Origin of the sequence: uncultured Chloroflexus sp. (assembly GCF_937951745.1) — a bacterium.
In the GTDB taxonomy this organism is placed as follows: domain Bacteria; phylum Chloroflexota; class Chloroflexia; order Chloroflexales; family Chloroflexaceae; genus Chloroflexus.
In genome coordinates this window covers 1-22,451 of the sequence record NZ_CALFBQ010000063.1, presented here as the reverse complement: position 1 = coordinate 22,451, position 22,451 = coordinate 1, and the positions used below count along the sequence as shown (strand labels likewise).

Below are 22,451 nucleotides of genomic sequence, written 5' to 3'. Positions count from 1 at the left end.
CGCCGGATTGTGCATATCTCGACTGTTCACCAGCCGTTTGATCAGCGCATTTTTTACCGCGAGTGCGCGAGTTTGGCTGCGGCAGGCTATGAAACGCATTTGCTCGTGCCGTTGCCGGTAACGGAGCTGGAGCGGCAAGGGGTGCAGTTGCACAGCGTGGGCGTGCCGGCTGAGCAACAGTTGGCGTTGGGCCTCAAACGGCGTTGGCGGCGAGTGTGGCAGGCGGCGCAGTTGGCGCGCCAATTGCGGGCCGACCTATATCATCTCCACGATCCTGAACTGATCCCGCTGGGTCTTTGGTTGAAGGCGACCACGCGAGCAAGGGTCGTGTTTGACAGCCACGAAAATAATACGGCCTACCTGCGCCAGAAATATTATCTGCACCCGCTTGTGCGCGGCCCGTTGTTGGTCAGTATGGAGGCGCTTGAGCGGTTGGCGGCGCGCGTTTTTGATACAATCATCACGGCCGATCGCGGGGTGGCCGATCTCTATCTGCGCCGGTTTCGTGCTCGCCGGGTGATCACTATTCACAACTTTCCTCACCTCGATCTCTTTTTGCAACAACCGCCGCCTGCCGATGATGCCCCGTTCGATCTAGTCTTCCACGGCACATTTCCGCGCTACAACCTCGAAGTGACCTTTGCGGTCGCCGAGGCGTTGCGCCGGCGCGGACGGCGGGCGCGGTGGCATTTCTTTGGGAAATGTTTTGAGACTGAGTGGGCGCAGGCAGAGATTGCCCGGCGCGGGTTGCGCGACGATATCGTGATCGATGCCCAGATGGTGCCGCACGATCAAGTGGCAGCACGGGTGCGCCAAGCGAAAATCGGGTTTATTCCGCTGCCTGATTTACCCAAGTTTCAACACAATATCCCGACCAAGCTGTTTGAATTTATGGCGCTGGGCATGCCGGTCGTGCTCAGTGATTTGCCGCCGAGTCGCCCGTTTGCCGGTGATGGCCGCTGCGCGATCATGGTGCCGCCGCACGATTACGATGCGTATGCTGATGCGATCATCCGCTTGCTCGACGACCCGGCTTTGCGCCGGGCAATGGGCGCTGAGGGTCGCCGGCGCGTGATCCATGAGTACAACTGGCAACGGGAAGCGCAGTATCTCTTTGCGTTGTACCACGAATTGTTATGAGCTATCACCGTTATCCGCTGCGCCTCATCATTACGGCTGATGATTACGGCGCTTCACCACGTATCAATGCCGCCATCGAAGCATGTCTGGCCGCCGGCGCACTGCGGGCAACGTGTGTGATGGCGAATATGCCGGGCTATGGCGAGGCGAGCCGCCTGCGACAACAGTTTCCCGATGCCTCGATTGGGTTGCATTGGAATCTGACGGCTGGCAGGCCGGTCGCACCACCCGATCAGGTGGCTAGTCTGATTGATGGGCAGGGGCGTTTCTGGCCGGCAGCCGCCTTTCGCCGGCGTTGGTTGCTGGGTCGAATCGCGCCGGAGCATGTGCTGCGTGAACTGCGCGCGCAGTATGACCGGTTGGCGCTGGTGGCTGGCCAGCCTGATTTCTGGAATACGCATCAGAATATTCATCTCTTGCCGCAGCTCTTTTCATTAACGGTCGCGGTTGCACGCCAACTCGCCATTCCGGCGATGCGCTCGCATCAGCGCCTCTGGCTGCCGCTACGAGGTGCGTCACTGCGAGATCGGCTGATTCAGCCGTTGGCGTGGCTTAAAGGGCAGGTGATCGCAGGATGGGCGGCAGCGGCGGTACGCCAAGGCATGCGGATGCCGGCCGGTCTGATCGGTCTGCCGGAGTCTGAAGCGGGTCTGATAACGCTGGCTCAGATGGTGGCGCAGATGCCGCGTGCGCGCGTGGCACCGGTGGAGCTGGTCGTGCATCCGGCGTTGCAGAGTGCCGCCGAACGTTCTGGCGCGTTGGCAGAGGTGCAGGCGCGTGAATATGCCCTGTTGCGCGATCCGAGCTTGGTTGATCGGTTGGCTGCCGTGGGCGTGCAGACGGTTGGCTTCGAGGCATTGGTATAATGCATATCCTCTACTTGCACCAATATTTCACCACCCGCGCCGGTGTTGGTGGCACCCGCTCGTATGAGTTTGCCCGTTTTTTTATCCAGCAAGGCCATCGGGTGACGCTCATAACCGCAGCCGATCGGCAGACGCCGTGGTCAGGCGGATGGTGGCGGCGGCGCGACGTTGATGGTATTCATGTCATCGAAGTGCGGGCCGGCTATGCCGATTATAGCCGTGGTACGGCGATTGGCTATGGGCAGCGGATTATTGCCTTTATCCTTTTTGCGCTGACCAGCTTGCTGGCTGTGTTGCGGGTCGAGCGGCCCGATGTGGTGTTTGCTACCAGTACGCCGCTGACGATTGGCATTCCCGGTATGGTGGCTAGCCGTTGGCATCGTGCGCCGCTGGTCTTCGAGGTGCGCGATCTGTGGCCGGAAGCACCGATCCAGATGGGAGCGCTGCGCCAACCCTTGCTGATTCTAGCTGCGCGCTGGCTCGAACGCGCCATCTACCGCCGGTCATGTCACATTATCGCGCTCTCGCCCGGCATGCGGCAGGGGATCATCGCTGCCGGCGTTGCGCCGGAAAAGATCAGCGTCATACCTAACGCTGCCGATCTCGATCTCTTCCACCCGCAGCGCGATGGCCGCGCGTGGCGCGTGCGGCTGGGTAATCCGCCCTTTCTCGCTCTCTACTTTGGCACGATGGGAGACGCCAACGATGTGCGGCAGGTGATTGAGGCGGCGCGGGTGTTGCAAGCGCGCGGCTGTGACGATGTGCTGATCGCACTGGCCGGGCAAGGTCGCCAGCGCTCTCAGCTTGAGGCATTAGCGCATGAGTATGGTCTGCGCAATGTGCGCTTTCTCGATCCCTTGCCCAAAGTTGAAGTTGCCGATCTAGTCGCCGCTGCCGATGTCTGCCTGACCATTTTCAAAGCGGTGCCGGTGCTGGCTACCTGTTCGCCTAACAAGTTGTTCGACACCCTAGCCGCCGGGAAGCCGGCTATTGTCAATACACCGGGTTGGTTGCGCCAATTGGTTGAAGAGCATCAATGCGGTCGCTATGCCCGCGCTGGTGATCCCGCTGATCTGGCTGCACAGATCCTCTTCTTGCGCGATCATCCTGATTTCACCCGCCAAGCCGGTTGCAATGCGCGAGCGCTCGCCACACAGCAATTTGATCGCCGGCAACTGGCGGCGGCGGCGTTGGCTGTCTTGCAAACCTGCGCGCTGCGCTAAAGGTTGGTTGCAGGGGCATGAACCCTATGACGGATAGGGGACGCGGAGAGTGTCTTCTAAAGGTTGGGTGATCCTGCCATTGCAAGCGCCACCATCTCCCACTCTCCTGATGTCAGTGCGAGCGGCGCGGTAGGGGCCGAGCAACGCTCGGCCCGCCGCGAGGTGTAGCAATCCCCCGCGAATGCGCGCGGAAGGGGGCGGGGCTGAGGGTTGGGGGCTCTCGCAACGACATCTAGCCCGGTCATTGCGCGCGGCGCGCGGTGAACGCCCATCACTGCTCTAACGCCTGTTGCACCGCCACTTCCAACGAACTAGCCCGAAACGGCTTCTCAATCAGCGGCGCATCGGTAATCTCAATTCCTTGCAATGCGGCAAACCCGCTCATATAAAGCACCTTGATCGCCGGTACTATCTGCCGCGCTTGCTTCACTAAAGCCCGTCCGTTTATCTCTGGCATCACCACATCGGTAAGGAGGAGATCGATCTGCTCGTTGCGCAGGATCTCTAGCGCCGTCTTGCTATCTTGGGCGGCGAAAGCGGTGTAGCCAAGATTGCGTAACGTGGTGACAGTCATACGTAACAGATCCGGATCATCATCCACCACCAATATCTGCGCCTCGCGGCGCGATGTTGGCTCGATCACAACCGGTTCCTCGACTGCCGGCTGGTCGGCGCACGGCAGATATAGCCGCACTGTAGTGCCGATCCCCGGCGTCGAGTAGATTTGCGCCGTGCCACCCGATTGGCGGGTAAAGCCATAGACCATCGCCAACCCGAGCCCGGTGCCGCGCCCGCGCTCTTTGGTGGTGAAGAAGGGTTCAAATGCGCGCGTGGCCACCTCTGGCGGCATACCGGTGCCAGTATCAATCACGTCGATCACGATATAGCAGCCGGTTGCAAGAATGGCAAGCAACATCGTGTCTTCGTTGGTGACGCGCTGCTCTCTGATTTTGATGGTTAAGTTGCCACCGTTTGGCATAGCGTCGCGGCTGTTAATGACCAGATTAAGGATCGCTGCCTCAAGCCCCGCCCGGTCGGCACGGGCCGGCAAGGTGGTTTGCTCGATTAACTCAAGCTTAATCGCCGAACCGACGGTCACTTGGATCAGCGGCAAAAATTCACGCAATACTTGACTGACATCAATAGTGGTCGGCGCTAACGGTTGCCGACGGGCCACCGCCAAGAGACTCTTGGTCAGTTCGGCACCACGGAGCGCCGCGTGCAACGAGGCTTCGATCATCTGCCGCGTCGCTTCATCGCCTTGCCAATCATTGAGCGAAAGATCAAGATTGCCGATGATGATGCCGAGCAGGTTGTTGAAATCGTGGGCTAACCCGCCGGTGAGTAAGCCTAGCGCTTCGAGTTTCTGCGTTTCGCGGATGCGCTCATCGAGCTGTTTGCGCTCGGTAATGTCGCTCAAGGCGCCGACCATGCGCGTCACCTTGCTGTCAGCGTCGCGCAACGCTTCACCCCGCGCCAAGATCCAGCGATAGTTACCATCGCGGTAGCGCATCCGAAATTCTATGTTGAAGGGTTCGCTGCCGGCAATGTGGCGATCGAGCGCCTTTGTCACTTCTGGCCAGTCGTCGGGATGGATGCGCTCGAAGAAGGTAGTGATGGTATTGGGCAGCTCATCCTCGCCAAATCCAAACAGCGCTTTCCACTGCGGCGAGAGATAGGTCACGCCGTTCACAATATCCCAATCCCATACGCCCTCTTGCACCGCGCGTTCAGCCAGCGCGTACCGTTCCTCGCTCAGCCGGAGCCGTTCAGCAATCACATGCTGCTCGATCACTGGCCCGGCGAGATGGCTGATAAATTGGAGGAGCGTGCGATCCTCGCTGGATGGTGACGTAGCCCGCGCCGACCAAACGGTAAAAGCGCCGATCACTGCGCCGCCGGCGCCGAGGATCGGTTCCGCCCAGAGCGTAGACAAGCTGCTCTCTTGCGCAGCGGACGCAAAACGCGCCCAGCCGGAATCAGAGTGCAATTCCGGCACGATCACGCGCTGCTGCGCGAGCAGCGGATACCAGATAGCGTCTTGCCCCGATTGAAGGCTCTGCTCAAGCATCTGGCTGAGCGTAGACGGCAGGTTGGGGGCGATGACGTGGTGTGGCTGGCGGGTGGCGAGATCGAAGAACACAATTGCGCAGCGGGTGTCAGGTTGTTCTTCTTCAAAGGCTTGGATTAACGTGTTCATCAGGGTTTGCAAACTTTCACCTCCTAATAGGTTGGTGAAGAGTTGGACCCGGAGCCGTTCGTGTAATTCGAGTCGTTTCAAGGCGCTGATGTCGGTATGAGTGCCGAGCATGCGCACCGGCTTGCCATCGGTATCGCGCTCAACAATCGCCCCCACCGATAGGATCCATTTCCATCCTCCCTGCCGCATCCGCGAGCGAAATTCGACCCGATATTCGGGAATGCGCCCGCTGATATAATCGAGGTAGGTCTGGTAGACAGCGGTCGCATCGTTGGGGTGCAAGCGGTCGCGCCATTGCTGGTTGGTTTCGGTGAACGCAGCCGGATCGTACCCCAACATCGTTGCATATTCATCATTGACAACGATGTTGCCATCGCGCAGATCGAGATCGTACAACCCTTGATTGGCGGCACGTAACGCTAGTTCGAGCCGGCGTGCATTGATCTGAAGCGTTTGCAAACTTTCGTATTCAGTGGTGACATCGGTGAAAAAAACAAAAAGAAAAGTTTGGCCGTTGCCATAAGTGCCTCCCGGTGCGATATTGCAGTAGAAGATTGTGCCATCGCGCCGCTGACAAATGGTATTGAGTAGTGGTGCGTCATCGCCGGTGCTCATGCGCTGAAAGGCGTCAATGATTGCTGAGCGGGATTCGCTTGGGTGTAACTCTTCGATCAGCAGGGTGGTCATTTCCGCTGCCGAATATCCGAAGAGTACGTGCATAGCGCGGTTGGCCCAACGTACCTGTCGGCTGACCAGCTCGGCTTCGATCACGCCGTGCGGCGCATGTTCGACGACGGTGCGCAACCGGCTCGTTTCGCGGTCGGCCCAGCGCTGCATCCGCTCCTCGCGCTGCGCGATCAATGGCAGGCGCGCCAGATCGCTCTCGATCACGAGATCGACAATTGCCTGCTCGTTGACAAAATGCGTGACATCATATTCTTCCAAGGTGCAGATGAGCACGAGCGCAATGCCTACCGGCAGGCTGTAGCGCGCGGCTGGCCGGCAGGCGATTAGGGCCGATGGTTGAGTTTCGAGATGGGTGATCAGGTCGCTCAGCGTAGGAGCGAAGGAATAGCTAATCTGGGGAAAAGGAACAAACGTCTGGATGAGCGACTCCCGCAGATCATCAACGGCGAAGAAAAGGAGGTGGGTGCGAGTGCCGGCCATGGTGGTATCCTATGCGTACACCGAGGCGACAGATCGCACCGGGTATTTAATATTATATCACTCTGCTTCACTATCGCCTATAGCCTGAGACAGATGCTCGTTTTGCCACCCATCACCCCATGCGCTGTCGCGCGCTCGTCGCCATGCGTCGCCTTGGCTACGAGTGATGGTGATGTGTTGCAGGCCCTGCGCAGTGCAAACTTGGAGTTCGATCCGCCCGCTGCGGGTAACGGGGTGGCGCACGATCCGCCCGTTAGCCGGCGGCACGCCACGGCGTGCCGCAATGAGATAAGCGAACTTTTCGTCTTCAAACGGCGCTGCGGCGCCTTTGAGGCGACGTTGGAAGGCAGGCCGCGCAATCCGTTGCCCAAAATGACACCAATCATTACGGGCGGCGAGCGGGCACTCACCGGTGTGCGGGCACGGCGCTAGTATCTTGGCATCACGTTTGATCAGTTCACTGCGGATACTCAACATAGTTGCATAGCCTGCCGGGGTGCCCGGTTCAACCATCACCAACGCACCGTTTGTTCCTTTCCAGAGCCGGCTGAGCAATAGTATACGCACCGCCGGCTCGATCTCGCCGTAGACATACCCGGCGACCACGAGATCGCTTTCTGGCAGCCGGTCGAGGGCAAGCACATCACTGCGCTGCCACGTGATGGGAGGTAGATCGGCACCGGCGGCCAATTGCTCAGCGAGGCGCGCCATGGCCGGTTGCCGTTCGATCGCGACGATCCGGCGCAGCGACGGCCACTGTTCGGCAGCGGCCCAGATTGCGGCACCGCTGCCCGCGCCAACATCGAGCATGCGGGTCGGAGCAAAATTGGGTTGTGCCTCTGCCAACCGCTTGAACACAGCTCGTAGCGCGGCGTAGGTGGCCGGCATGCGCCATGCCGCATACGCTATTGCCTCAAGCGGCGAAGTGATGACCGGCGTGCTGCCGGTGCTCGCTTCCCGGTAGCGATTCGATAATGCAGTGGCGGTCTGCTCAAGCGTCGCCGCCGGCTGGGTGGCGATCACACGCTCTAGGGCGCGCTGTAGTGAAGGTGGTAATTGCATAGATGATACCCTTAACTCGTGCAGTTCGAGCTATGCTATCGCACGGCGCAGTGGACTCAAGAGCCGAGGCGCAAAGGCTGCAACTGCTACACCGCCCGGTGAGGGCCCCCGCTGCGCGTTTCGCACCTTCTGCGGCACCCTGACCTGCCCAACTGTCTAGCCGCGCTCACAACTCTCTGCGTTCTCTTCACCCGCCGCGGTCAACAAACCCTCACCCCAATGCGATGGCTCATAGCCCTACTTCCACCGTATCCCTACCATATTTCATGGTATACTAAGACATAGCACCCACTTGCAAAAGTTTTTCCTATCAAAAATCAAAGGTGCGGCCCGCTAGCCGCAGGAGTGCGGAATGAACCGTGCTGAACTGATCGCAGAACTTGAGCGCATTCTTGGCCCGCGCGGCGTGGTGGCCACACCCGATGCGTTGCTGACCTACGATGCTGATGGTTGCGTGATGGATACCCACGAGCCGCACGTGGTGGCCTTGCCAACTAGTGCCGAGCAAGTATCAGCGATTGTCCGGCTAGCCGCTCGCGCCGGCATGCCAGTCGTGCCGCGTGGCGCTGGCACCGGCCTTTCGGGTGGCGCAACCCCGATGCAGGGTGGCATTGTCATTTCTACTGCCCGCATGGATAAGATTTTACAGGTTGATACCGCCAATGGCCGTGTGTTGTGCCAGCCCGGTGTGATTAATTGGGAGCTGTCACAGTATCTCAAACCGTTCGGCTACCAATTCGCCCCCGATCCCTCGTCGCAAAAAGCCTGCACTGTCGGCGGCAATATCGCCAACAACTCCGGCGGCCCTCATTGCCTTAAGTATGGCATTACCGCCAGCCATGTGTTGGCCGTACAGGTTGTGTTGCCCGATGGTTCGATTGTGTGGACGGGTGATGGCAGTGCGCATACCCCCGGCTATGATCTGACTGGCGTGATCACTGGCTCGGAAGGGACGATCGGTTTTGTCACGGCGGCATGGTTGCGCCTAACCCGGCTCCCCGAAGCGGTGCGGGTAGTGTTGGCGCTCTTCCCCGATATTGCCGGCGCTTCCAACACGGTATCACAAGTGATCGCGAGCGGCTTGTTGCCGGCGGCGCTAGAGATTATGGATCGGCTAGCGATTAAGGCCGTCAATGACATGTACAAGTTAGGGCTGCCGGAAGCCGCTGGTGCTGCGTTGCTGATCGAGGTTGACGGCGTCGAAGATGGTCTCGACGAGCTGCTGCACGATATTACCGCGATCTGTTGGCGCAACGGCGCGATCGATGTTCGTCCGGCCCGCACGATGGCCGAGCAGAATCAGGTCTGGGCGGCGCGCAAGAATGCGTTTGGCGCGATGGGCCGCCTCGCGCCGACCTACTATCTGGTTGATACAGTGGTGCCGCGCACCAAACTACCGCAGACGATGGATGAAGTGGGCCGGATTTCGCGCGAGTTTCGTCTGCCGATTGCTAATGTCTTCCACGCCGGCGATGGTAACTTGCATCCGATTATCCTCTTTGACCGCCGCGATCGTTCCCAAAATCAGCGCGCGCTTGAAGCAGCCACTAGTGTGATGAAGGTGAGTATTGATTTCGGTGGCGTCATCAGTGGTGAGCATGGCATCGGCGTGGAGAAGCAAGATTATATGACCTTGCTCTTTACGACGGATGATCTAGCGGCGATGGCCGGGTTACACCAGAGTTTCGACCCGCACGATCTGTTTAATCCCGGTAAGGTCTTCCCTAAGGGGCGCGGTTGCGGCGAGCTGGCTGCGCTGCGCCGGTCAGGGGTGGCGTGGAGTGCTTTGAAGTCGAGTTAAGCCCATGAACCTCACACTGTTGCGCGCCGATCTCATAGCAATAAGCGGTGAGCAGTACGTCCGTGAACATCCTGTCGATCGCCGCATCTACGGCCAAACGCCATTGTTGGCGATTGCTCCCGGTTCACTCGAAGAGATGGCCCAGACGGTGGCCCGTCTCGCTGCCGAACCAATGGCGATTGTACCGTGGGGCGGTGGTACCCAGCAGACGTGGGGCCGTCCGCCGGCTCGCCCGTTTGTGATTGTAGAGACCAGTCGCCTAAACCGTATTCTCGACTATACCCCTGACGACCTGACTATTTCGGTCGAGGCTGGTATGACCTTGGGCGCACTGAGCGCCGCTTTGGCTGCCAATGGCCAGATGTTGCCGCTCGATTGCCCGTTGCCGGCGCAGGCAACGATTGGTGGCTTGCTCGCCACCGCAATGGATGGCCCACGCCGGTTGGGGTATGGCTCGGCTCGCGACTTGCTGATCGGCATTCGCGTCGTTGAAGCGACTGGGCGCGTCTCGAAAGCTGGCGGGATGGTGGTCAAGAACGTCAGCGGCTTCGATATGATGAAGCTCTATCTCGGCAGCTTCGGTACGCTGGCAATCATTGCGTCAGCCAATTTCAAGCTGATTCCGCAGCCACGGGCTGCAGCTAGCATCCTCTGCCGCGCCGCGACTCCGGCCCCGCTGTGGAAATTGGTCAATGCGATTGCTGCGAGCCAACTGGTGTCGGTGGCCGTTGAGTATCTTGAGGGGGTTGATCTCGCTGGTGCGCCGTGTGCGGTGGCGGTGCGCAGCGAGGGCTTGCCAGCGGCGGTTGAGCGCCATGTGCGCGATGTCACTGCGTTTGCCCGGCAAGCCGGCGTTAGCGCCGAATCGCTGCGCGACGCCGCCCATGAACAGCTTTGGAACGCGATCAATGATGTACCGCAGACGGCAACGCTCGCCGCTGATGAGCTGGTAGTGCGTGTGACCTGCCTGCCTGCCGATCTGAGCAATATACTGGCAGCGGCGCGCGCGGCTGCCCAGCGCGCCAATCTGCCGATGCAAGGTACGGCGCGCGCACTGAACGGTGTGGCCTATCTGCGTGTGCGCGGCCCGGCGGAAGCGTTGCGTGAGTGGCACGCTGCCCTGCTCAAAGCCGCGCCCCAGACGATGTTGCTCGCCGCGCCGCTGGCATTGATCGCCGAGCTGCCGGCTTTCGGCACGCACATCGCTAACCTTGATCTGATGCGCCGAATCAAGCAGGAGTTCGATCCCGCCGATCTGCTCAATCCGGGCCGGTTTGTGGTTGATCAAGCAGGATAGATGTAACAACCCGGCTCAAGCTCTCGCCCACGCAACGGATCGGGCTGATCCCGTCCTTCTAGGTTGGGCACCCGAGCACGTACACAACGTATCGCACATTCAGCCTGCGTCAGCGGGCTGCATAAGGATAGCCCGGCCCTTTAGGGCCGAACACCCGGCCCGACGATGGCAAACCGAGGGGCAAGACTGTAGCATAGAGGCACAAACGCTGAGCATATCATAAGGAGTATCTATAGTGTCTGTTGCTGTACCGGCAACCTTGATCGATGATCTCCGCGCTGCGCTGGGGGCTGATGCCGTTGTTACTGCCCCCGAAGCGCTGCTGACGTATGACTCCGATGGCAGTATGCTGGTCTCGCATCCGCCGGACGTGGTAGTGCTGCCGGCCACCGCCGAGCAGGCGGCCGAGGCGGTGCGGTTGGCTGCCCGCGCTGGCATGCCGATCGTGGCCCGTGGCGCTGGCACCGGGATTGCCGGCGGCGCAGTGCCGCTGCGTGGCGGCGTGATGATCAGCACTGCGCGTATGGATAAAACTCTGTCGGTCGATCTGCGTTCGCGCTTGGCAGTGGTGCAACCCGGTGTGGTCAACTCTGAACTCAATGCCTATCTCGCTCCTCGTGGCTACCAGTTCGCGCCTGATCCCTCTTCCCAACGGGCCAGCACCATCGGCGGCAATATCGCTACCAACGCTGGCGGCCCCCATTGCCTCAAATATGGCGTGACCAGCAATCATGTGTTAGCGGTCGAGGTGGTTGATCATACCGGCCAACGTTACTGGACGGGCGATGGCGTGCTTGATCCGGTTGGCTATGACTTGACTGGTCTCATTGCTGGGAGCGAAGGCACGCTAGGGGTGGTGACGGCGGCTATTGTGCGCCTGACACCACTGCCTGAATCGGTGCGAGTGGTGTTGGCGCTTTTCCCGTCGGTGGTGGCGGCGGCGGCGGCAGTGAGCGCTGTGATTGCTGCCGGTTCGCTGCCGACCTCGCTCGAATTGATGGATCACAACGCGATCCGGGCCGTCAATCAGGCGTATGAACTGGGTCTGCCCGAAACGACCGGTACGACCGCGCTGATTATCGAAGTTGATGGTGTCAATGATGGCCTTGACGATCAGCTCGATCAGATTATCGCCATCTGCCGCGCGCACGGCGCCTTTGATCTGCGCCCGGCCCGCGATCCGGCAACACAGGCCCGGGTCTGGACAGCGCGGAAGTCGGTAGCCGGCGCGATTGGTCGCCTTGCCCCGGCGTACTATCTGGTTGATACGGTAGTGCCGCGCACCAAATTACCGCTAATGATGGAGCAGGTCGAGCGGTTGCGCGCCGAGTACCGGCTAGAGGTGTGCAATGTCGCCCATGCCGGTGATGGTAATTTGCACCCGCTCGTGCTCTACGATCCGCGTGACCCTGATCAGCGCCGGCGGGCGCATGATCTGGCAGCAAGTGTGCTTGAACTGAGCATTGAACATGGCGGTGTGGTGAGCGGTGAGCACGGCATCGGGTTGGAAAAGTGCGAGTATCTGCCGCGCTTCTTCTCACCGGCTGAGTTGCAGTTGCACGCTACGATTCATCAGGTCTTCAATCCAACCGGCTGTTTTAACCCGGCCAAGATCTTTCCCGCTGACACGACCCCCGCCGAGTTGGCTGCTGCGCGCGCTGCCCGCTTGCAACAGCATGATCCAGCCCGCGCTGCCGCTGCGCCGGCTCCCGGTGCGTTTGTCGCCCCGGACACGCCGGCTGATGCTGCCGAGTTGCTCAATGCTTGCCATCACGCTGGCGTGGCAGTGATTCCGACCGGCGGCGCGACGGCTTGTGCGCCGGATGCAGTAACGGTCTCAACCTTGCGCTGGCACGGGCCACTGCTCTACGAGCCAGACGATCTGACGATCAAGGTGGCCGCCGGTACCTCGTTGGCCGAGTTGCAGGCATTGCTAGCGCCGCATAACCAGATGCTTCCGCTTGATATTGCTGATCCGCAGCGCAGCATCGGCAGTCTGGCGGCGATGGCGACCGATGGCCCGCGCCGTTTGGGTTACGGTTCGTTCCGTGATTGGGTGCTGGCGCTCGATGTGCTCGAACCCGATGGCGAACTGGTGCGGCTCGGCGCACAGGTGGTCAAGAATGTCACTGGCTATGATTTGGTGAAACTCTACGTTGGCAGCGCCGGTACCCTTGGCCTGATCACTGCGGTAGCGCTTAAGGTCTTTCCTCAGCCGCCAGATAGCGCGACCCTGCTTGCGCAGATGCCCGATTCGGCGACGGCATGCGCTCTGCTCGACGCGCTGGCCGCCTCGCGGTTGTTACCCACAGCGGTCGAATATCTGGCCGATAGCAATAGTGTGGTGGTGGCGATGCGGGCCGAAGGCCATCCGGCGGCGGTCGAGCGCCATCTGCGCGAAGCGGCGGCGCTGGCTCAGCAGCGCGGCGGCGCAGTGTCGGTTGTCCGCACTGCCGATGAGGCCGCGTTCTGGCGGCAGACCGTCACTCGCTATGCGCCGGTTGCCGATCTGGCGTTGCTGCGGCTGAGCGTCTGGCCGGCCCGTTTTGCTGCGGCTATTCAGACCATCGAGCAGGCTGCTCAACGCCAGCGGGTGGCGGTTGCCGTCACCGCTCATGCGCTCAACGGCATCATCTACCTTCAAGTGACCGGCGATCCAGCGCAAGTGGCTGCCTATCACACCGAGTTAGTCGTTGCATTTCCGCATACTCGCTTGCTCGTCGCCCCACCTGCGCTCACCCCGCCGGCGCCGGTGTGGGGCCAGCCGCCGGCGGCGCTTGACCGTATGCGTGCGCTCAAAGTTGCGATTGACCCCTATCACCGGATGCATCCGGGCGCATTTTGGTTTGCTGATTAGTGTTCATCAGAGGAGAAACACCTGTGACAGTGACTCAACCTTCGTCGCCTGCATCGCAGCCGGTCATTCCGCTGATGATCGGCTTTAGCGCAAAAGATAAACCCAGCTCTGACATTATCAACACCTGCGTTCACTGTGGGTTATGCCTCTCGTCGTGCCCGACCTACCGCGAGACCGGCCTTGAGATGGCTTCACCGCGTGGCCGGATCTATTTGATGAAGGCGGTAGATGAAGGTCGGATCAGCCTCGCCAGCGAGGTCTTTCAAGAGCAGATGAGCCTCTGTCTTAACTGTCGGGCGTGCGAAGCGGTGTGCCCGTCGGGGGTGCAGTACGGCGCGATCCTTGAAGCGAGCCGGGCTCAAATTGAGCAAGCCCGCGCTGGCAAGGCCGGCCCGCCGGCGACTCCCGGGGCGCCGGAGCCGAAGTTGCCGCCGCGTCCGCTCTGGCAACGCGCGTTGCGTGGCGCCGTCTTTGGGGTGCTGTTTAAGCGGATGGAGGTCTTCCGCCTCTTTTCAGCGATGATGCGCCTCTACCAGCGCAGCGGCGCGCAGTGGCTGGCGCGCAAGAGCGGTCTCCTCAAGCTGCTTGGGTTAGCCGACACTGAGGCAATGTTGCCCCCGATCAGCGACCACTTCAGCGTCCCGCAGGGACAGATATTGCCTGCTGAAGGCGAACGGCGTTACAGCGTCGCTCTACTCACCGGCTGTATTATGAGTACCGCCTTCGCTCACGTTCACGAGGCGACAATTCGTGTATTACGCAAGAACGGTTGTGAGGTAATCGTCCCACCCGATCAAGGTTGCTGCGGTGCGCTGCATACCCACGGCGGCGATCTCGATGGCGGGCGCGAGTTGGCACGGCGTAATATTGCCGCGTTTGAAGGTTTGGGAGTGGATGCCATCATTGTCAATGCTGCCGGTTGCGGCAGCACCCTCAAAGAGTACGGCCATCTCTTGCACGACGATCCGGCGTGGCGCGAGCGGGCAGAACGGTTCAGCGCGAAGGTGAAGGATGTGCATGAATTTCTCGCTGGCATCGACTTCAACCGTGCAGCGTTGGGTCGGCTCGATCTCACCGTTACCTACCAAGAGCCATGCCACCTCGTGCATGCCCAACGAATTAGTGCCCAACCGCGTGCGCTGCTCACGGCTATCCCCGGCCTCACGCTGAAAGAGATGCCTGAGTCGTCGTTGTGTTGCGGCAGTGCCGGTATTTACAATGTCACCCAGCCTGACATGGCGATGAGCCTTGGCGCACGTAAAATCGACAATGCGCTGACAACTGGAGCTGAAATTATTGCGACGGCCAACCCCGGCTGCGCCCTCCAACTGGCTGGTGAGCTGCGTCGGCGTGGTAAGAAGGTGCAGGTGCGATATATTATCGAATTGCTCGATGAAGCGTATCGAAAATCTGCAACGACTGCCTAACAATCTGAGCAAGTGATTTCTAACAGTCCTGTGCAGCCATGCGAGAGTTGCACAGGGCTTGTTCATGTTGCGAAGATAGTTCAACGTATGTTATTATAATTGCATCAATTGGCACAAATATCGCGTCAGTACTGTAATACCGCTACCAAATCTCATCACACAGCAGAAAACAGGATAGGTGACAATCTTAGTAAAACGGTCTAGGATCGAGTGCGACCACACTTGTCAAGCCTAGCCGATGTGACAGCGTGATGTAACAGGAACCGAACGCACAGTGTTGATCAATCCACGGCTTCTGCTATAATGTGGCAGCGATATAATGTGCTTAAATTCACAAGTTTGTGTGCGGATGAAGGATTCGCCCCATATCTAGTCTGGCCACGCCAATGAGTGAGATCAATCTTCACCCTGCTGCGTCCGAAATCGAGGCCGTGCGCGCTCAACTGCAACAGGCGCGCGGCAAACAGTTCTGGCGTTCGCTCGACCAATTGGTCGACACGCCTGCGTTCCGTGAGCTAGTCGCGCGTGAATTTCCGCAAGGTGCGAGCGAGCTAGCCGATCCGGTTTCACGCCGCACCTTCCTCAAGCTGATGGGGGCATCGCTGGCGCTTGCCGGTTTGTCGGGTTGTACCTTTGCAATGAGGCAGCCGCAAGAAAAGGTTGCCCCATTTGCCCGCGCACCACGCGATCAGATGCCGGGCATTCCTAACTATTACGCGACCGCTGTAACGCTTGATGGGTTTGCCCTTGGTGTGACGGTGAAGAGCCGGGAAGGACGTCCGATCAAGATCGAGGGTAATCCGGTCCATCCGGCCAGCCTCGGCGCAACCGATGCTTTTGCGCAGGCAGAACTGCTCGCCCTGTACGATCCCGATCGGCCTGAGACAGTGCGTCGGAGTGGCTTGCTGAGTACGTGGCAAAGCTTCGTCACCGCCATTACCGAGACCTTGCAGGTGCAGCGCGCCTTGCAAGGTCAAGGGATGCGGTTGTTGACGCCGACCATTACCTCGCCGACATTGCGAGCCCAGATTGCTGAATTGCTGACGAATTTCCCGGCGGCGCGTTGGGTGCAACACGATCCGGTTGGTCGTAGCAATACCTATGCCGGCACTGGGTTGGCCTTCGGCAAGCCATACGAACCGCGCTACAACTTTGCCGAGGCCGAGGTTGTCTTGGCGCTCGATGCCGACGTTGTCAGCGAGGGGCCGGGGCGTGTGCGCTACGCTCGCGATCTGATGCAGCGCCGCCGTGTTCGCGCCAATACCGAGGCGATGAGTCGGTTGTACGTTGCCGAGCCGGTCTTTTCGCCCATTGGCGCAATTGCCGATCACCGGCTGGCGGTGAAGGCAAGCCTGATCGGCCAATTGGCCGCTGCGGTTGCGAATCAGTTAGGTGTTTCGGCAGTTGCTCCGCCGACCGGTCTTAGCGAAGCACAGCAGAAGTGGGCTACGGTGGTCGCTGCCGATCTGCGTCGTGCCGGCAATCGAGCGGTCGTTGTGGTTGGTGAAGAACAACCGCCGGTGGTACATGCGATTGCGCATGCGATTAATGTGCAGCTTGGCGCTGTCGGCACGACGGTTGAGTATACCGATCCGGTCGCCCAGCCGTCCGATCCGCAGGATCTCGCGACATTAGTGAACGATTTGCGCGCCGGTAGCGTTGAGTTACTGGTGATTATTGATAGCAATCCAGCCTTTACTGCGCCGGCCGATCTTGGTTTTGCCGAGGCGATGCGGTTGGCCAAGCAGATCGTTGTGCTCAATCCTTACGAAGATGAGACAGCGGCGATGGCGACGTGGTTCATTCCGCTAGCTCATTCGCTCGAGTCGTGGTCGGACGCGCGTAGCTATGACGGCACGGCGAGTATCGTTCAACCGCTGATTATGCCGCTCTACGGTTCGCGCACTGCTCACGAGTTGTTGGCGTTATTGAACGGTTCTGTCGGAACGACTGACTATGATATTGTCCGTAACTACTGGCAGCAGCAGACCGGCCTTGAAGGGGTTGCATTCGATGATTTCTTCAAGCGGGCGCTTAGCACCGGCGTCATTGCCGATTCGCGGTTTGAAGCGCTGTCGGTTGAGTTGGTGCCTGACTTGTCTTTGCAAGCCCCAGCGCCAGCGAGCGAGCTTGAGTTGAATTTCCGTCCTGATCCGGCGATCTGGGATGGTCGCTTCGCAAATAATGGCTGGTTGCAAGAGCTGCCGCGGCCAATGACCAAGCTCACGTGGGATAATGCCGCATTAGTTAGCCCGCGCACTGCCATTCGTTTGTTGCGTCTTCCCTTCGATCCGGCAAATCTCGCTGCCCCCGGTCGCGCGCGTGAGCAGGCGCTCGAGCGTCTCATTCGCGAGAACGGACGGATGATAGATGTGACCACACCGGTCGGCACGCTTCGGCTGCCGATCTGGATTGTGCCCGGCCACGCTGATGATACCATTACCGTAACCCTCGGCTATGGTCGTACTCACGGTGGGCGGGTTGCTGAAGGAGCCGGTTTCAACGTCTACCGCTTGCGGCAGAGTGATAGTCCGTGGTTCGTGACTAACGTCAGCGTGAGCGCAACTCAAGAACGTTATCAATTGGTCAGCACGCAAGATCACTGGACGCTGGAAGGGCGTGATGTAGTGCGGGTTGGTGAGTTTGCCCGCTTTAAGCAAGATCCGAAGTACATTGCCAAAGAGGTCTACACCGAGAAATACGGTTCACCCGAACAAAAACCAAAATACCAATCGCTCTTGCCCGGTTTTGATTACAGCACCGGCAACCAGTGGGGCATGGTGATCGATCTCTCGGCGTGCATTGGCTGTAACGCCTGTGTCGTGGCTTGCCAAGCTGAAAACAATATCCCGATTGTTGGCAAGCAGGAAGTGGCCCGTGGTCGCGAAATGCACTGGATTCGGATTGATCGCTACTACGCTGGCGCAGACCTCGATAATCCAGAAGCCTACATGATGCCAATGACCTGTGCCCACTGCGAGCAAGCGCCGTGCGAATTGGTCTGCCCAGTTGCAGCGACGGTGCATGACGCCGAAGGCATCAACAATATGGTCTATAACCGCTGTGTCGGTACCAAGTACTGCTCGAACAACTGCCCCTTCAAGGTACGCCGGTTTAACTTCTTGCAGTACAGCGATCTCACCAGCGAGAGCTTAAAACTGATGCGCAACCCTGACGTGACGGTGCGGAACCGTGGCGTGATGGAGAAGTGCAGCTTCTGCGTACAACGGATCAGCGCGGCGCGGATTAAGGCCAAAGTTGAGGGTAATCGCCCAATTCGCGATGGCGAGGTCACCACCGCTTGCCAGCAGGTCTGCCCGACCGAAGCGATCATCTTTGGCGATATTAACGATCCAAACAGCCGGGTGGCCCAGATTAAGCAGCAGCCGCATAACTATACCGTCTTCGATGAGCTAAATCTCAAACCGCGCACGAGTTATCTAGCGCGAGTACGGAATCCTGATCAGGCGCTTGATGGCAGTGGTCACGCCGGGTAGAAGTAGGCTGGCCGAAGCAACTGGCCAATGGTAGAAATGAGTTATCGCCTATGATGCACGCTATCCGTAGATCGTTCTTTACCCGAGTAGCGCGGCTCGCGTGGTTGCCGCTCTGTTTGCTGCTGGTCGCTTGTCACGTTGATATGTACGATCAGCCAAAGTATAAGCCGAACGCGGTCAGCAACTTCTTCCCAGACGGACGAGCAATGCAGCCGCCGCCAGCCAATACGGTGCCGATGAACAGCTATAACCCTGAATCGCCGTTGATGACTGGGCGGATCGAGGGGCAATTGGCCGATCAATTGCCGCCAGAGATCAAGCTTGACGCGGCGCTGCTTGCACATGGCCAGTCGCGCTACAACGCCTTCTGCGCGCCATGCCACGGATTGGTCGGCGATGGTAAGGGGGTTATCGCGTATCGTGGCCCAATGACAGTCACAAGTTTGCATAGCGATCGGTTGCGGACAGTACAGGTTGGCTACTTCTTTGACGTCATCACGAACGGGATTGGCAAAATGTATAGCTATGCGTCACGTATTCCACCCGAAGATCGCTGGGCAATTGCCGCGTATGTGCGCGCCTTGCAATTGAGCCAGAATGCCGATATTGCCTTATTGACCGAGGCTGAGTTGCAGCAAGTCAGAGCCGGCCGCTAGGCTAGAGAGCGAGAGACGCAACCTATGTCTGCCCAAATCTTTCCGCGTAATGCCAACGCGATCTTTCTGGCCAGCCTCTTTGGCCTTGTGATGCTGGTGATCGGCATCATTGCCGCCATGGTCGGGTTTTACCTTTCGCCGTGGTACACTGATGTTGGTGTTGCTAAAGCCCAGCCAGTTCCTTTTAGCCACAAGCACCACGTCAGCGAGTTGAAGATCGATTGCCGCTATTGCCATGCGACGGTTGAGAAGGCGGCACACGCCGGTTTTCCGGCCACCGAAACCTGTATGTCGTGCCACTCGCAAGTTTGGACGAACAGCCCGTTGCTAGAGGTGGTGCGCACCAGTTATCAGACCGGCGAGCCGGTCGTGTGGAACCGGATTTACGATCTGCCCGATTTTGTTTACTTCAACCATTCGGTGCATGTGGCTAAAGGTATCGGCTGTAGCTCGTGCCATGGCCGGATTGACCAGCAACAGTTGGCTGCCAAAGCCCAACCGCTCTATATGGGATGGTGCTTAGGTTGCCATCGTGCGCCGGAAGATCACATTCGCCCGCGCGAAGAGGTTTTCAATATGGAGTGGGATGTGAATGCGTTGTCACTGGCCCAACGGCAGCAACTGGTAATTGAGTACCAAATTCCCACCGATGGCCGGTTGACCAACTGTTTCGTGTGCCACCGCTAGAGGGGAGTTGAACATGAGTCACGCTCATGCGCACAGTGAAGGTCCTTCTGCTGAGAGTTTGGCCCTCAATCACGAAATAAGCGACGCGCGTTCGCAACCGGTGATTTGGGGCGTGGTGATGGTGTTTGGCGTTCTGATCCTTGCCTTCGTCTTTATGGGGGGCTTGTTGGCTATCACCGCAGGATCAATTACCGATGCGAGCAATACTCTTTCTGATAGCGAAGTGACCCAATTACAATTGCCGCCGGCGCCACGGCTTGAGCAAAATCCACGGGTTGACGGTGATCGGATCATTGCTGAAGCGACTGCGCGACTCGAAAGTTATGGCTGGGTGAATGAGCAGGCCGAACGGGCTCATATTCCGATCGAGCGTGCAATGGAACTGTTGCTCGAACATGGGTTAGATGCGGTGAAATAGCTTACAGTCATTACGAGATCGAGAGCAGGTATATGAGAGGTTGGGTTGCTCTGACGGTGATCGGTTGGTTGGCAGCCTTCTTGCTTACGCCGGTAGTGGCGTTGGCACAAGGTACTAAGCCCAATCCGACTGATGGCGTTGCCTTCGAGCAGCGCATGGGCGAGCAGGTGCCGCTCGATGCTATCTTCATAGACGAGCAAGGGGTTGAGGTGCGGCTTGGTCAATTCTTTGCTGCTGGTCAGCCGGTCATTCTCGTCATGAGTTACTACGAGTGCCCCATGCTCTGCTCGTTTGTGCGCGAAGGAGTGCTGGCTGCGCTACAACAAGTCCCCCTCACAGCGGGACGTGATTTTCAGGTAGTCAATATCAGCATCGATCCGCTCGAGACGCCAATGATGGCAGCAGGCGTTAAGACATTGACCGTCCAGCGCTATGCTCGTGCCGGCAGTGAAAATGGTTGGCATTTTCTCACTGGTAGCGAAGAACAGATTCGGCGAGTGGCTGATGCGATTGGGTTCAAGTATTTCTACGACGAGACGATCAAGCAGTATGCGCACGCTGCCGGTATGGTGGTATTGACGCCAGCAGGAAAAACTGCGCGGTACTTTTTTGGGATCGAGTTTAATGTGTCTGATGTCCGGCTCGGTATTGTCGAGGCATCAGCCGGCAAGGTGGGCAATCCAATCGATCAGATATTGCTCCTCTGCTATCAGTATAATCCGATCACCGGCAAATATACGCCGACCATTATGACCATTGTGCGAATCGCCGGTATTCTGACCGTCATCGGGATTGTTACGCTAATCGTAGTGTTAAGCCGTTCGACTCCTGGCGGCAATCTGCCGCCGCCGCGTGAAGCGGCGCCGGCCTAGTGGTAGGAGCGACCGGGGCCGCTGTGCCCCCAGATAGGAAGAGGTATGCGCGATTTTCCGTTATTTCCCGATCAGGCGTCAACCTTTGCATCGCAGGTTGACCAACTCTACTTCTTTCTGGTGGCCCTAAGCCTGATCTTCGCTGGGGTGTTGCCGTTCGTTATTCTCTACCTGATCGTTCGCTATCATCGGAGCCAGAAGGTTGATCGCAGCAATCCGGTTGACTCTAACCTGAAACTTGAGCTGACGTGGACATTGATTCCACTGGCTTTAGTCATGCTAGTCTTCTTCTGGGGCGCATTTTTGTACGTGCAGATGCGCACATCGCCTGCGCGCACGCTTGATATCTATGTGATCGGCAAGCAGTGGATGTGGCACGTACAGCATCCGAATGGCAAGCGCGAAAATAACGAATTGCACGTCCCGATTGGTCAGCCGGTGAAGTTGATCATGACATCACAAGATGTCATTCACAGCTTCTACATCCCAGCATTTCGGGTAAAGCAAGATGTCTTGCCCGGTCGCTACACAGTGATGTGGTTTGAAGCAACGAAACCCGGCGAATATCATCTCTTCTGTGCCGAGTATTGCGGTACCGAGCATTCACTGATGATAGGGCGGGTTGTTGCGTTGCCATTGGCCGATTATGAGCGCTGGTTGGCTACTCCCGGTCTTGTCGTGTTACCCGATGGCACCATAGACACCGGTAAACCGGTTGTGGCGCCGGCCTCGTCAGGTGATCCGATGGCAGCCGCTGGTGGCCAGCTCTTCGCTAGTCTTGGGTGTGTCAGTTGTCATCCGGCTGGCGGCGGTGTAGGCCCAAGCTTGCACGGCCTGTTCGGTACAACTCGGCCGTTAGCTGATGGTTCGACGGTTGCGGTTGATGAAAATTACCTGCGCGAGTCGATCCTTAATCCGACGGCTAAAGTTGCGGCTGGCTACGGGCCGGTAATGCCTTCGTATGATGGACAGGTAAGTAATGATCAACTAAACCAGTTAGTTGCCTATATTAAGTCGCTTGGTGATGGGCAGTCCACCTCCGCCGCACCAACGTCAAGTAGTACAACGACAACCGACGGATCATCATCGGGAAGTTCGGCAACAAATGACGGGTCGGTAGTGAGGGATCTAGCGTCATCGGCTGGCGGTCAGCTCTTCGCTAATCTTGGGTGTATGAGTTGTCACCCGGCTGGTGGTGGCGTAGGCCCGGATCTGCACGGTCTGTATGGTATGACCAGACCGTTAGCTGATGGCTCAACGGTTGCGGCTGATGAGGAATAT

Annotated in this window: 15 protein-coding genes; 13 read left to right on the top strand and 2 right to left on the bottom strand. The window is 58.8% G+C overall.

Annotation, left to right across the window (positions count from 1 at the left end; genetic code table 11):
* Positions 1–9: 9 nt before the first annotated feature.
* Genes Q1A59_RS14655 through Q1A59_RS14645 form a run of 3 tightly spaced genes read left to right on the top strand, consistent with a single transcriptional unit; the run spans position 10 to position 3,229 of the window.
* Positions 10–1,140 (top strand): glycosyltransferase family 4 protein, encoded by a 1,131-nt coding sequence (locus tag Q1A59_RS14655; protein ID WP_299645174.1) that lies wholly within the window; start codon positions 10–12, stop codon positions 1,138–1,140.
* The gene (locus Q1A59_RS14650; protein WP_298404292.1) at positions 1,137–2,006 is read left to right on the top strand and encodes a carbohydrate deacetylase; all 870 of its coding nucleotides are present in this window, start codon (positions 1,137–1,139) and stop codon (positions 2,004–2,006) included. The genes Q1A59_RS14655 and Q1A59_RS14650 overlap by 4 nt, the downstream gene beginning before the upstream one ends.
* Positions 2,006–3,229 carry a glycosyltransferase family 4 protein gene (locus Q1A59_RS14645; RefSeq protein WP_298404290.1) on the top strand — a complete coding sequence of 408 codons (1,224 nt, stop codon included), beginning with the start codon at positions 2,006–2,008 and terminating at the stop codon, positions 3,227–3,229. Before Q1A59_RS14650 ends, Q1A59_RS14645 begins: the two co-directional genes overlap by 1 nt.
* Before the next feature lie 271 nt (positions 3,230–3,500).
* Here Q1A59_RS14645 and Q1A59_RS14640 read toward each other — a convergent pair whose 3' ends face one another.
* The gene (locus Q1A59_RS14640) at positions 3,501–6,596 is read right to left on the bottom strand and encodes a PAS domain-containing protein (RefSeq protein WP_298404288.1); all 3,096 of its coding nucleotides are present in this window, start codon (positions 6,594–6,596) and stop codon (positions 3,501–3,503) included.
* A 57-nt stretch (positions 6,597–6,653) separates the two neighbouring features.
* The gene (locus Q1A59_RS14635; protein ID WP_298404285.1) at positions 6,654–7,658 is read right to left on the bottom strand and encodes a small ribosomal subunit Rsm22 family protein; all 1,005 of its coding nucleotides are present in this window, start codon (positions 7,656–7,658) and stop codon (positions 6,654–6,656) included.
* 352 nt (positions 7,659–8,010) lie between these two features.
* On the opposite strand from Q1A59_RS14635, the gene Q1A59_RS14630 reads away from it, so the two are divergent.
* The 10 genes from Q1A59_RS14630 to coxB form a co-directional block, all read left to right on the top strand.
* Positions 8,011–9,459, top strand: coding sequence for an FAD-binding oxidoreductase (locus Q1A59_RS14630; RefSeq protein ID WP_298404282.1), 1,449 nt, complete (start codon positions 8,011–8,013; stop codon positions 9,457–9,459).
* Between the two features lie 4 nt (positions 9,460–9,463).
* Entirely contained in the window at positions 9,464–10,756 is a 1,293-nt protein-coding gene (locus Q1A59_RS14625) for an FAD-binding oxidoreductase (RefSeq protein ID WP_298404279.1), read from the top strand.
* Positions 10,757–10,991: 235 nt separating this feature from the next.
* Positions 10,992–13,613 (top strand): FAD-binding oxidoreductase, encoded by a 2,622-nt coding sequence (locus Q1A59_RS14620; protein WP_299645173.1) that lies wholly within the window; start codon positions 10,992–10,994, stop codon positions 13,611–13,613.
* A gap of 23 nt (positions 13,614–13,636) precedes the next feature.
* On the top strand, positions 13,637–15,040 hold the full coding sequence (locus Q1A59_RS14615; RefSeq protein WP_298483058.1) for a (Fe-S)-binding protein: 1,404 nt from the start codon (positions 13,637–13,639) through the stop codon (positions 15,038–15,040).
* Between the two features lie 386 nt (positions 15,041–15,426).
* Positions 15,427–18,537 (top strand): TAT-variant-translocated molybdopterin oxidoreductase, encoded by a 3,111-nt coding sequence (locus Q1A59_RS14610; RefSeq protein WP_299645172.1) that lies wholly within the window; start codon positions 15,427–15,429, stop codon positions 18,535–18,537.
* Positions 18,538–18,587: 50 nt separating this feature from the next.
* Entirely contained in the window at positions 18,588–19,193 is a 606-nt protein-coding gene (locus Q1A59_RS14605) for a cytochrome c (RefSeq protein ID WP_298404269.1), read from the top strand.
* 24 nt (positions 19,194–19,217) lie between these two features.
* Positions 19,218–19,880 carry a cytochrome c3 family protein gene (locus Q1A59_RS14600; protein WP_298404267.1) on the top strand — a complete coding sequence of 221 codons (663 nt, stop codon included), beginning with the start codon at positions 19,218–19,220 and terminating at the stop codon, positions 19,878–19,880.
* Between the two features lie 13 nt (positions 19,881–19,893).
* Positions 19,894–20,298, top strand: coding sequence for a hypothetical protein (locus Q1A59_RS14595; protein WP_298404265.1), 405 nt, complete (start codon positions 19,894–19,896; stop codon positions 20,296–20,298).
* Positions 20,299–20,330: 32 nt separating this feature from the next.
* Positions 20,331–21,170 carry an SCO family protein gene (locus tag Q1A59_RS14590; RefSeq protein WP_298404263.1) on the top strand — a complete coding sequence of 280 codons (840 nt, stop codon included), beginning with the start codon at positions 20,331–20,333 and terminating at the stop codon, positions 21,168–21,170.
* A 45-nt stretch (positions 21,171–21,215) separates the two neighbouring features.
* A partial coding sequence (gene coxB / locus Q1A59_RS14585) for a cytochrome c oxidase subunit II (protein WP_299645171.1) occupies positions 21,216–22,451 on the top strand: 1,236 nt, incomplete at its 3' end.